Origin of the sequence: Peiella sedimenti, from assembly GCF_030504955.1 — a bacterium.
Taxonomy (GTDB): domain Bacteria; phylum Pseudomonadota; class Alphaproteobacteria; order Caulobacterales; family Caulobacteraceae; genus Brevundimonas; species Brevundimonas sedimenti.
In genome coordinates this window covers 430434-441623 of the sequence record NZ_JAUKTR010000002.1, presented here as the reverse complement: position 1 = coordinate 441623, position 11190 = coordinate 430434, and the positions used below count along the sequence as shown (strand labels likewise).

At 68.3% G+C, this 11190-nt stretch carries 11 protein-coding genes; 7 read left to right on the top strand and 4 right to left on the bottom strand.

Annotated features, from left to right (window positions below):
- Positions 1-31 precede the first annotated feature (31 nt).
- Together Q0812_RS07175 and Q0812_RS07170 are read left to right on the top strand one after the other, a co-directional pair.
- Positions 32-520, top strand: coding sequence for a MarR family winged helix-turn-helix transcriptional regulator (locus Q0812_RS07175; protein WP_302109630.1), 489 nt, complete (start codon positions 32-34; stop codon positions 518-520).
- Between the two features lie 73 nt (positions 521-593).
- On the top strand, positions 594-1439 hold the full coding sequence (locus tag Q0812_RS07170) for a WecB/TagA/CpsF family glycosyltransferase (RefSeq protein WP_302109629.1): 846 nt from the start codon (positions 594-596) through the stop codon (positions 1437-1439).
- A gap of 83 nt (positions 1440-1522) precedes the next feature.
- Here Q0812_RS07170 and Q0812_RS07165 read toward each other — a convergent pair whose 3' ends face one another.
- Positions 1523-3646, bottom strand: a complete 2124-nt coding sequence (locus Q0812_RS07165; protein WP_302109628.1) for a TonB-dependent receptor domain-containing protein — start codon at positions 3644-3646, stop codon at positions 1523-1525.
- A gap of 133 nt (positions 3647-3779) precedes the next feature.
- A complete protein-coding gene (locus tag Q0812_RS07160) occupies positions 3780-4508 on the bottom strand; it encodes a 3-deoxy-manno-octulosonate cytidylyltransferase (protein WP_302109627.1) in 729 nt (242 codons plus the stop codon).
- An 86-nt stretch (positions 4509-4594) separates the two neighbouring features.
- Between Q0812_RS07160 and Q0812_RS07155 the strand changes: the two genes are divergently transcribed.
- Both Q0812_RS07155 and Q0812_RS07150 read left to right on the top strand, forming a co-directional pair.
- Entirely contained in the window at positions 4595-5320 is a 726-nt protein-coding gene (locus tag Q0812_RS07155; RefSeq protein WP_302109626.1) for a c-type cytochrome, read from the top strand.
- Positions 5321-5416: 96 nt separating this feature from the next.
- The gene (locus Q0812_RS07150) at positions 5417-6334 is read left to right on the top strand and encodes a DUF4350 domain-containing protein (protein ID WP_302109625.1); all 918 of its coding nucleotides are present in this window, start codon (positions 5417-5419) and stop codon (positions 6332-6334) included.
- A 57-nt stretch (positions 6335-6391) separates the two neighbouring features.
- On the opposite strand, the gene Q0812_RS07145 is transcribed toward Q0812_RS07150, so the two are convergent.
- Positions 6392-6868, bottom strand: coding sequence for a hypothetical protein (locus Q0812_RS07145; protein WP_302109624.1), 477 nt, complete (start codon positions 6866-6868; stop codon positions 6392-6394).
- Positions 6869-6991: 123 nt separating this feature from the next.
- Between Q0812_RS07145 and pgi the strand changes: the two genes are divergently transcribed.
- Positions 6992-8596: a glucose-6-phosphate isomerase gene (gene pgi / locus Q0812_RS07140; protein WP_302109623.1), complete on the top strand. Its 1605-nt coding sequence runs from the start codon at positions 6992-6994 to the stop codon at positions 8594-8596.
- On the opposite strand, the gene Q0812_RS07135 is transcribed toward pgi, so the two are convergent.
- Positions 8593-9009 (bottom strand): VOC family protein, encoded by a 417-nt coding sequence (locus Q0812_RS07135; protein WP_302109622.1) that lies wholly within the window; start codon positions 9007-9009, stop codon positions 8593-8595. The genes pgi and Q0812_RS07135 overlap by 4 nt on opposite strands.
- Before the next feature lie 179 nt (positions 9010-9188).
- Between Q0812_RS07135 and groES the strand changes: the two genes are divergently transcribed.
- Together groES and groL are read left to right on the top strand one after the other, a co-directional pair.
- Positions 9189-9476, top strand: a complete 288-nt coding sequence (groES, locus tag Q0812_RS07130; protein ID WP_302109621.1) for a co-chaperone GroES — start codon at positions 9189-9191, stop codon at positions 9474-9476.
- Between the two features lie 59 nt (positions 9477-9535).
- On the top strand, positions 9536-11188 hold the full coding sequence (gene groL, locus Q0812_RS07125; protein ID WP_302109620.1) for a chaperonin GroEL: 1653 nt from the start codon (positions 9536-9538) through the stop codon (positions 11186-11188).
- Positions 11189-11190: the final 2 nt, after the last annotated feature.

Below are 11190 nucleotides of genomic sequence, written 5' to 3'. Positions count from 1 at the left end.
AATAGTTTGCACACTAAGGAATGCAACCATCGTGACCGCCGAAGCCCCCTCAGACGCTCCTGAACCCCCGAGGCACGAAATCGATCCGGCCCAGGCCATGCTGGGCTCGATGCGGCGGATCGCCCAGGCCATCGACATCCGCTCGCGCGAAATCTCACGCCAGACGGGCCTGACCATTCCGCAGCTTCTGGTCCTCCAGGCGATACGTTCGCTGGGGCAGGTGACGACCCAGGCCCTGTCGCGCGAAGCCTCCATGTCCGCGGCGACCGTTGTGGCCGTCATGGACAAGCTGGAGGCGCGCGGCCTGATCGAGCGCTATCGCTCGGCCACAGATCGGCGCGTGGTTCACGCCCGTTTGACGGACGTCGGACATTCGGCCCTCGCCCAAGCCCCGGGCCTTCTGGGACAGCGGTTCCGGGACCGGCTCGCGGCCCTGCCCGAGGAGGATAAGCGCCGTCTCGCCGAAGCGCTGCGCACCGTCGCCGGCCTGATGGCCGACCCTGACGCGTCTCAGGCGTAGGTTCTGCGTCTGTAAGGACCGGCTAACCACGTCCGTGCACCGATCCTTGGCCTGCCCCGGCTAGGCTGGCGCCATGCTGGATACGGCTGCCCCTTCAATTCTGGAGCAGGCGCGCGAACGCCGCGCCGCCAAACGTCGGCCCTTCCGCCGCGCCCGGCGCACGGCCGAGCGCATCCGCCTGATGGGCGAAGCCATGGATCTGGTGCGCCCCGAAGAGGTCATGCACCATGTCGAGGCGGCCGTGTCGGAGCGCCGCCGCTTCCTGGTGGCCAATCACAACCTGCATAGCCTTTACCTGCTGGACCGCACGCCGGGCCTGCGCGCCTTCTACGATAAGGCCGACCTGATCGAGGTGGACTCCACGCCCCTGATCGCCTTCAGCCGCCTGACCGGGGTGAACGGCAAGGGTTTTCACCGCTGCACCTATCTGGACTGGCGGCCGCACTTCTGGAGCGTCGCCAACCGTCTCGGGTGGCGCGTTTTCTATCTGGGCGGCGCGCCCGGGGTGGCGGACGAGGCGGCGCGGCGGTTGAAGGCGCAGTATCCCGGCGCGGAAATCCGCTGTCGCAACGGCTATTTCGACGCCAAGCCGGGCTCGGCCGAGAATGCGGTGCTGCTGGATCAGATTACGGCCTTCGATCCGCACATCCTGTTCGTGGGCATGGGCATGCCCCGTCAAGAATTGTGGATCGTAGAGAACCTCAAGGCCCTGCCGACCTGCGCCATCTTCTCCGTCGGCGCCGCCTTTGACTACGAGGCGGGCGTGCAGAAGGCCGCCCCGCGCTGGATGGGCCGTCTTGGGCTGGAATGGTTGTTCCGTCTGACAGCCGATCCCCGGCGGCTGTTCGCGCGCTACTGCGTCGAGCCCTGGTTCCTGATCCCGCGCGCCCTGAGCGACCTGAGGGCCGCCGGAAAGTAGAACGCCCGGACCTGCGCCCGGGCGTTCTTTGGCCATTCGGCCCCAGCCGGAGGACAGGCCGGGACGTGGACGGCCGTTGCGGATCAGAAGACGGCGCGAATGCCCAGCACGAAGTTGCGGCCCCGCAGCGGCGCCACGTTCGTCAGGTACGACGCGTGGTTGAGCGCCACCTCGTCGAGCAGGTTCGTACCCCGGACATAAGCCTGAACCCCATAACCGCCCAGGTTGAAGTCATAGGCCACCGTGGCGTTCAGCATGCTGTAGCCGGGCGTCTCGTCCTCGAAGTCAGCGACGCGCCGCTGGTCCGAGACGCGGTAGAACTCGACGTCCCCGGACCAGTCGTCGATCACGTACTCCGCCCTGACGCCCAGACGGGCCGCCGGGATGCGCGGGGCGTTGTCGTCATCCTCCAGCTTCCCGCGCACATAGTCGGCGAACAGCTCGCCGGTCAGCCAGGGCGTGATCTCCTGGGACAGTTCGAACTCGAAGCCTTTGAAGTCGGCGTCCGTCTGGGTGTAGCGAATCAGGCGGAAGTCCTCGTAGCGGTCGAGGGTCTCGGCGAAGATGTAGCCGTCGTAGCGGTAGGTGTAGACGCTGGCCGAGAAGGTGGTCGGTCCCTCGGTCCGCCGCAGCGATAGCTCCAGCGCGGTCGCTGTCTCCACGTCCAGCGTCGGAACGCCGATCTCGTAGGTGTTGGTCGCCAGGTGCACGCCGCGGGCGTGCAGCTCCTGGGCCGTGGGCGCGCGCTGCGAGCGCGACAGGGACACCGCGGTCGACCAGCCGGGCGCCATGTCCCAGGCAAGGCCGCCGGACAGCGACAGGGGATCGTGGCTTACGCTCGGGCGGCCCACCGCCTCGGCATCCTGCCACTCCTGTCGCGCCGCCATTTCGAAGCGCAGGTTTCCGGCCTGGAACTCTTCGAGCACGAATATGGCGCGCGAGGTGGTCTGGCTTTCGGGCAGGTAGGCCTCGTCGCCCAGGGCCGCGAAGTCGCTGTGCGAGCTCTGGACGCCGACGACGCCCCGGAAACCACCGATGGGCGCATGCTCCAGCTCGACGCGCGCGTCGTAGCCCTCGGTGGTGAAGGTGGTCGCCACGGCGCCGTCCTCCACCTCATCGTGCTGGTAGTCCGTGAAGCCGCCCCTGAAACTCAGGCGCTCAACGCCGGCGAAGGGCTGACGAAGCTCGCCCCGCAGATCAATGCGCTGGCTGCGCAGGTTGATGACCGGAACGCCATGCTCTTCGTCCTCGTGGTCATGATCGTCGTCTTCATCGTCGTCATGGCCGTGGCCGCCGCAATGCAGGGTCGTGCCGTGCGGGTGGCAATCCTCGTACTCGTGACCGTGACCGGGGAGTCCATAGTCGCTGGTCTGCTCGGTGAAGGCGGCGCCGAGATAACCCCGGCTCCCGACCCAGGAACCGCCGAGACTGAGGGTGCGGGTGTCATTGAATGAGCCCTCAAGGCGCTTGAACGGCCCTTCATCCTCGTGATCGTCGTGATCATCCTCGTCGTGGTCGTCCTCATGGTCCTCATGATGAGGCGGCTCGTAGGACGGCACGGCGTAATCGCCGGTGCTTCGGTCAAGCGCCTCCAGCCGGACAGCGAACCCGCCGAAGCCGACCGTCAGGCCGACGACGGCCGTGGCTTCGTCATCGGCCGTTCCGCCGCGCACTTCGATCGCGCCGCTGAGGCCGTCCACCGGCCGGGTGGGAATACGCTTGTCCACCACATTGACGGCCCCGCCGATGGCGCCGCCGCCGTACAGAAGGGTCGAAGGCCCGCGCAGAATCTCGATCCCGTCCACCAGCAGCGGCTCGACGCTGACGGCGTGATCGGGGGAGACCTCCGAGGCGTCCAGAAGGGCCGCGCCATTGCTGAGCACCCGGACGCGCGGAGAGGTCTGACCCCGGATGACCGGCCGGCTCGCGCCGCCGCCGAAGGTGTCGGAGCTTACGCCGGGGATGCCGCTGAGCGTCTCGCCCAAAGTCGCCTGGCGTCGATGCACAAGCTCGTCCCCGGTCAACACGGCCACGCTCGAGACCACATCATCGGGGCCACGGCCCAGGGGCAGGGCGGTCACGACGATCTCATCGACGCGGGTGGGCTGATCCCGCTCCTGGGGTTGGATCTCGTTCTGAGCCGCGGCCGATCCAGCCGTGACCGCGAAGCCGCTCGCGGCGGCGAGAAGAAAGGTTCTGAAGCGCATGGCCGTCCGTTCCACTCAAAACAGGCCCGGTCGGCATATGTTATAATGTAACTCGCCACAAGCGTGGCCGATCATCCTGTCCAAGAATTAATCATCGACGAGGCGCCGGGTTCATCCGCGCCTGGCCCTGGCTTCAGGAGCCCGCCAGTTCGCGGGCCGCCTCCAGATCAACGGGATTGTCCACGGAGAGGGGCGCGGCGTCGCACACCACGGCGTGGATGCTGAGCCCCAGCTCCAGAGCGCGCAGCTGCTCCAGCTTTTCGCGGCGCTCAAGCGGCGACGGCGGAGCGGCGCAGAACCGCTCCAGCGCCCGGCGCCGATAGCCATAGATGCCGATGTGCCGCCACACCGGGCCGTCGCCGTAAAGCGTCGAACGGGTGAAGTAGAGGGCGCGGCCCTCCCATTCTCCGTTCACCATGGTCAGGATCGCCTTGACCACGTCGGGGTTGCCGCGGTCTGCCGGCGAGGCCTCGGCGGCGACGGCGGTGGCGATATCGCAGCCCGTACGCGCCATCAGGTCGGCCGTGCGCGCCAGCACCTCGGGCTCTACGAAGGGCATGTCGCCCTGAAGGTTGATCACGACGTCATGGGCGCCTTGCGGGTCCACCGCCTCCAGCGCCGCCAGCACCCGATCGGACCCTGACGGAAGGTCGGGATCCGTCAGCACGGCCCGTCCGCCCGCGGTCTCGACGGCCTCAATGATTTCGGCGTCGCCGGCGGCGACCACCACCGGTCCGGCCTTGGCCGCTTCGGCCTGGCGAAGGGCGCGCACGATCATGGGCAGACCTCCGATGTCCGCCAGCGGTTTACCCGGAAGACGCGTGGCCGCCATGCGGGCGGGGATGACGATGATCGGGTTCATGCGGTATCCACGCGGGATCGGTTGCGCCTTCGGCGATAGGGTGTAAGAGAGCCGCACGCAACAAGACAGGTTTCTGAGCGGAATCCATGAGCGGCGATCTGAAGGTCAACAAGATCCTGGGCGCGGGCCTGGCGACGGTGTTCGTCATCCTGATCGTGAACGAGGGCGCATCGCGCATCTACGGCGGCGGCGAGGCCCCCGAGAAGATGGGCTACGCCATCGAGGTCCAGGAAGAGACCGAGAGCGGCGCCGAGGCGGAACTGCTGCCCGACTGGGGCACCGTCCTGCCGATCGCCGACCTGGCCGCTGGGGAGCGCGCCTATGCCCGCTGCTCGGCCTGCCACACCATCAATGCCGGCGGCGCCAACGGCATTGGACCGAACCTTTACGGCGTCGTCGGTCGTCGCCCGGGCGGCCACGCCGGCTTCGCCTATTCCGAGGCCATGGTCGCCCACGCAGCCGAAGCTCCGGCCTGGACCTATGACGAGCTGGACGCCTTCATCACCGCTCCGGCGCGCCACGTGCCCGGCACCAAGATGTCGTTCGCGGGCCTGAAAGACACGGACACGCGCGTGGCCCTGATCGCCTATCTGCGCGCCCAGGGCTCGGGCGGCTATCCGATCCCCGCGCCGGACCCCTCGCGCCAGCCCGGCGCGGCCGAGGCCGCCCCTGGCGCCGAAGGCGTCGACGCCACTCAGGCCGGCGGCCCCGACCAGAACGCGCCCTTCACCGATCCGGCCGCCGAAGCGCCGCTCGACGCGGCGACCGCGGGCAATACAGGCGGGTCGGGCGAAACCGCGCCGATGCAGTGATCCTCATCCGCGCTTGCGGAAGAGGGCTTTGATGAAAGCTTTAGGCGGGCTTCGGCCCGCCTTTTCTTTATGCTGGGGGATCACAAGGAGGCCCCCATGCGCCTGACCTGCCTTCTGGCCGCGCTGCTGATCGCCGTAGCGCCCCCTGCCGTCGCCCAGCAACGCGCCGACGATCAGGCGGACGTGTCGGTGGCGGCCCCATGGTTCCAGAGCGGCCAGGGCCCCGTCGTCCTGATCGATGAGGGACACGCCAACTTCCACACCCTCGACGGGCGTTACGCCCCCTTCGCGGCTGTCTTGGCCAACGACGGCTTTCAGGTGCGGCCGCATCAAGGACCGCTGACGGCCGAGGGTCTGGCCGACGCGCGCGTCCTCGTCATCGCCAACGCCCTGCACCCCCGCAACGCCGAGGATTGGTCCCTGCCCACGCCCGACGCCTTCTCAGAGGAAGAGGTCGCCGTGCTGCGCCGCTGGGTCGAGGAGGGCGGCTCGCTGTGGCTGATGGCGGATCACATGCCCTTTCCCGGCGCCGTGGAGCGCCTCGCGGGGGCCTTCGGCGTGACCTTCTCTAACGGCTTTGTCGTCCCAACCCAGGCCCAGCCCGATCCGCCGGATCTGTTCTCGCGCGACGCAGGAACGCTCGGCGATCATCCGATCACGCGCGGCTTCCGGTCCGGCGAACAGATCGATCAGATCGGAACCTTTACCGGAAGCGGCTTTCGGGCGCCGGATGCGCACGTCCTGATCCGCTTTCCCGATGGCGCCTTTCAGTCGCTGGAGCCCAGCGAGGCCTGGCAGTTCAGTGATACCACGCCCAAGCGGTCCATGGACGGCTGGCTTCAGGGCGCGACGATGCAAGTGGGTCGCGGCCGGGTTGCTGTTTTCGGCGAAGCGGCGATGTTCACGGCCCAGCGCGCCGGGGGCGGTTTCATGGGCTTCGCCAGCCCCGAGGTTCCGCAAAACAAGCAGTTTCTGCTGAACGTCGCACGGTGGCTGGCGGGCGTGGACGGCTAAGATTCGGGACCGAAATCTGAGCCCGTCTGGAGCCCGGTCAGCCGGACCGATTTTGGTCTAGACCGACGGTTGGGGCGGGGCCGTGATGACGGCTGCGTTGTCGTCGAGCAGGTAGGCCAGCTCGGACAGGGCGTCGGCGCGAGCGCGGGCGTCGGCGGCCTGCTCGACCGCTTCGACGCGTCGCGGGATGTCTTCAGACAGGCCGCGCAGGATGCACTTCAGATCGCCGTCGATGTTGCGCTCCCGCAGGTCCACGTGCCCCTGCATGTCCAGCCGGGACAGGGCTTCGGCCTGCTCGCGGAAGGCCGTCCAGTCGGCGCGTTGGGCAAAGGCGGCGTCGGCGCCGGCCTGATCGGCGATCCAGCGGTCGACCATGGCTTTCATCCCGATCGAGCGGCTGACGATATCGGCGTAGAAGGGCTCGACCGCCAGGCTCGCGCTGGGCGGTACGGCGGGCGGCGGCGTGGCCGTCTCGACAGCGGTCATGTTCAGGGTCGCGGCCGCGGCGAGGGCGGCCAGAACGGAGCAGCTCACGGTCGGCCTCCCTTTCTGCCTGATCCTGGATGAACCGCGCCGGTTAATGCGCCGTTAGGACCCGGGCCGCGACCTGTCCGATCCTTGCTCAGATCCGCGGATCAGCCACAGAATGGAGACCGGATGACCCGCAAGCCCACCGATCTTTTCGCCCTTCGCGCCGCCGCCCAGAACGACACGGCCGTGCGGATCGTGGAGCGCTTCGCGAGCGAGCCGGCGCGGCTGAAGTCCATGACCGTTGAGGCAACCGGGCTTCACATCGACCTGTCGCGGCAGCCCTGGTCCATGACCACGCTCAACCTGGCGCTGGACCTGGCCGAGGCTCGGGGCGTGGCCCAGGCGCGCGCGGCCCTGTTCGATGGGGAAACGGTCAACCGGTCCGAGGGGCGAGCCGTGTTGCATCCCGCCCTGCGCGCGGGCGAGGGCGCTGCATACGCCGCCGGGGGCGGGCCGGTCTCCGGCGAGGTGGAGGCCATGCGGGCGCGGATGCGGGCCTTCGCCCAGGCCGTCCGATCAGGTGAGATCACGGGCGCGACAGGGCAACGATTCGAGGCCGTGCTGCACATCGGCATCGGCGGTTCGGACCTGGGCCCCCGCCTGGTCTGGCAGGCGCTGAGGCCGCGGGGCGAGCGACCCGTCGAACTGCGCTTCGCCGCCAACGTGGACCCTGAAGAGTTCGCCGAGGCGATCCGGGGGCTGGACCCGGCGTCGACCCTGGTGGTCGTGGTCTCGAAGACCTTCACCACCCAGGAGACCCTCGCCAACGCCGAGCTGGCGCGCGGGTGGCTGCGAGACGCCCTGGGCGGAGACGGCGATGCTCATCTCTGCGCGGTTTCTGCGGCGCCGGCGCGGGCCGAGGCCTTCGGGGTCCGGCCGGACCGGGTCTTCGCCTTCTGGGACTGGGTGGGGGGTCGCTTCTCCCTCTGGTCGGCGGTGGGGCTGTCCTGCGCCGTGGCGCTGGGCTGGGAAGCGTTCGAGGCGCTGCTGGCGGGCGCCGAGGCCATGGACCGCCACTTCCTGGAGGCCCCGGCGGGCCGCAACGCCCCGATCCTGATGGCCCTGGCCCAGGTGCTGAACGTCAACGGCCTGGACCGCCATGCGCGGGCCGTCATCCCCTACGCCCAGCGCCTGGAGCTGTTGCCGGCCTTCCTTCAGCAGCTGGAGATGGAGTCCAACGGCAAGGCGGTGGGCGCCGATGGCCAGGTCCTGGCGCACGCCACCTGCCCGGTGGTCTTCGGAGAGCCGGGGACGAACGGTCAGCACGCTTTCTTCCAGCTGTTGCATCAGGGGCCTCAGGTGATTCCGGTGGACTTCATCCTGGTCAGGCGGGGATCAGGCGAGGCCGCTTCGCACCATAAGCTGCTGGCCAACGGCGTGGCCCAGGCCGAGGCCCTGCTGGTCGGGCGCGACCCGGCCGCCGTGCGCGCAGAGCTGGCGGACCATGCCGAGCGGGATGTGCTGGCGCCGCAGAAGGATTTCCCCGGCGACCGGCCCTCGACGGTCATCACCCTGCCCGAGCTGTCGCCCCGGGCCTTGGGCGCCCTCATCGCGCTTTATGAGCACAAGACCTTCGTCGAAGGCGTGATCTGGGGCCTGAACAGCTTTGACCAGTGGGGCGTCGAGCTGGGCAAGGCGCTGGCCAGGGGCGTCCTCTCAGAACTCGAGGGCGGGCAGGTCCAGCCCCACGACCCGGCCACCGCCGCCCTGATCGCGCGTCTCAGGACCTAGACGCCCGGCGTCTTCTGATCCGCCGCATCACCGGGCTTGTGGCAGACGGCCTCGATGTTGTGACCGTCAGGATCCAGCACGAAGGCCCCGTAATAGTTGGGATGGTAGATGGCCCGGACGCCCGGCGGGCCGTTGTCTGTCCCGCCGGCGGCCATGGCGGCGCGGTAGAAGGCGTCGACCTGATCCCGCGTCTCGGCGGTGAAGGCGACATGCAGCTTGTTGCCCAGTTGCGGATCGTCGCCGAACCAGAAGAAGGGCTTCCCGTCCTTGCCGTAGCCCAGATAGGTCGGGCCGCCGGTCTGATCGGGGCCGACCTCCATGATCAGGCCGACGCCCAGGGGCTTCAGCGCCGCCTCATAGAAGGCGCGCGAGGCCTTCACGTCCGAACAGTTGAAGCCGATGTGGTCGAGCATGGGCGGCCCCCGTTTCAGGAGCCCGGATTGTAGCGCGCGTGACGGCCCGCGTCTTGACTCCAGAGGGCCGCGATCCTACTTGCGCGGCGCGCTGGCACTCACCGGGGGAGACTGCCAACAACCTCCCCTGCGAGGGCCGGCCAGACCCATATATGACCGACTGATCGGAGAGAACTCAGATGGCGTTTCGTCCCCTCGGCGACCGCGTGCTGGTGAAGCGCGTGGAGGAAGAAGAGAAGACCAAGGGTGGGATCATCATCCCCGACACGGCCAAGGAGAAGCCCCAGGAAGGCGAAGTGATCGCCGTGGGCCCCGGCGCCCGCGACGAAGACGGCGACTACATCAAGATGGACGTCAAAGCCGGCGACCGCATCCTGTTCGGCAAGTGGTCGGGCACCGAGGTCAAGATCGACGGCCAGGACCTCATCATCATGAAGGAAAGCGACATCCTGGGCGTCGTCAGCTGACGACCGGCCCGCGTCCGCCTTTCCGTTTCACGACACACTGATCAAGGGAGCAGCCTCACATGGCCGCCAAACAAGTCCTCTTCTCCACTGACGCGCGCGAAAAGATGCTGCGCGGCGTCAACGTCCTCGCCAACGCGGTGAAGGTCACCCTGGGCCCCAAGGGCCGCAACGTCGTCATCGAGAAGTCCTTCGGCGCGCCGCGCTCGACCAAGGACGGCGTCTCGGTCGCCAAGGAAATCGAACTGGAAGACAAGTTCGAGAACATGGGCGCCCAGATGATCCGCGAAGTGGCGTCCAAGACCAACGACAAGGCCGGCGACGGCACCACCACCGCCACGGTCCTGGCTCAGGCCATCGTCGTCGAGGGCATGAAGTCCGTCGCCGCGGGCATGAACCCGATGGATCTGAAGCGCGGCGTCGACAAGGCCGTCCAGGTCGTGGTCGCCGGCATCAAGGACTCCTCCAAGAAGGTCAGCGCCAACAGCGAGATCGCCCAGGTGGGCACCATCTCGGCCAACGGCGACCAGGAGGTCGGCGACATGATCGCCCGCGCCATGGAGAAGGTCGGCAACGAGGGCGTCATCACGGTTGAAGAGGCCAAGACCGCCGAGACCGAACTCGACGTCGTCGAAGGCATGCAGTTCGACCGCGGCTACCTGAGCCCCTACTTCATCACCAACGCCGACAAGATGGAGGCGGTCCTCGAAGAGCCGCTGATCCTGCTGCACGAGAAGAAGCTGTCCAGCCTGCAGCCCATGCTGCCGGTGCTGGAGGCCGTGGTTCAGTCGGGCCGTCCGCTGCTGATCATCGCCGAGGACATCGAAGGCGAAGCCCTGGCCACCCTGGTGGTCAACAAGCTGCGCGGCGGCCTGCGCGTCGCCGCCGTCAAGGCGCCGGGCTTCGGCGACCGCCGCAAGGCCATGCTGGAGGACATCGCCGTCCTGACCGGCGGCCAGGTCATCTCCGAAGACCTGGGCATCAAGCTCGAGAACGTCACGCTCGACATGCTGGGCAAGGCCAAGAAGGTCACCATCACCAAGGACGACACCACCATCGTCGACGGCTCGGGCGCCAAGGAGGCGATCGAGGGCCGCGTTTCGCAGATCAAGCGTCAGATCGAGGACACCACCTCGGACTACGACCGCGAGAAGCTGCAGGAGCGTCTGGCCAAGCTGGCCGGCGGCGTCGCGGTCATCCGCGTCGGCGGCTCGACCGAGATCGAGGTGAAGGAGCGCAAGGACCGCGTCGACGACGCCCTGAACGCCACCCGCGCGGCGGTGGAAGAAGGCATCGTCCCCGGCGGCGGCATCGCCCTGCTGAAGGCGTCGAAGGCGCTTGAAGGCCTGACCGGCGACAACGCCGACCAGAACGCCGGCATCGCCATCGTCCGCCGCGCTCTGCAGGCCCCGATCCGTCAGATCGCCGAGAACGCCGGCGTCGAAGGTTCGATCGTGGTCGGCAAGGTGCTGGAGTCCAAGGACGCGGCCTTCGGCTTCAACGCCCAGACGGAAGAGTACGGCGACCTGGTGAAGATGGGCGTCATCGACCCGGCCAAGGTCGTGCGCACCGCCCTTCAGGACGCGGCCTCCGTCGCGGGCATCCTGATCACCACCGAAGCGGCCGTGGCCGACGCGCCCAAGAAGGCCTCGGCCGGCGGCGCCGGCGGCGGCATGCCCGGCGGCATGGGCGGCATGGGCGACATGGACTTCTAAGT

Coding starts and splice junctions, on each gene's coding strand:
- Q0812_RS07170 (WP_302109629.1), top strand. CDS start 594: ATGCTGGATACGGCTGCCCCTTCAATTCTGGAGCAGGCGCGCGAACGC.
- Q0812_RS07165 (WP_302109628.1), bottom strand. CDS start 3,646: ATGCGCTTCAGAACCTTTCTTCTCGCCGCCGCGAGCGGCTTCGCGGTC.
- Q0812_RS07160 (WP_302109627.1), bottom strand. CDS start 4,508: ATGAACCCGATCATCGTCATCCCCGCCCGCATGGCGGCCACGCGTCTT.
- Q0812_RS07155 (WP_302109626.1), top strand. CDS start 4,595: ATGAGCGGCGATCTGAAGGTCAACAAGATCCTGGGCGCGGGCCTGGCG.
- Q0812_RS07150 (WP_302109625.1), top strand. CDS start 5,417: ATGCGCCTGACCTGCCTTCTGGCCGCGCTGCTGATCGCCGTAGCGCCC.
- pgi (WP_302109623.1), top strand. CDS start 6,992: ATGACCCGCAAGCCCACCGATCTTTTCGCCCTTCGCGCCGCCGCCCAG.
- Q0812_RS07135 (WP_302109622.1), bottom strand. CDS start 9,009: ATGCTCGACCACATCGGCTTCAACTGTTCGGACGTGAAGGCCTCGCGC.
- groES (WP_302109621.1), top strand. CDS start 9,189: ATGGCGTTTCGTCCCCTCGGCGACCGCGTGCTGGTGAAGCGCGTGGAG.
- groL (WP_302109620.1), top strand. CDS start 9,536: ATGGCCGCCAAACAAGTCCTCTTCTCCACTGACGCGCGCGAAAAGATG.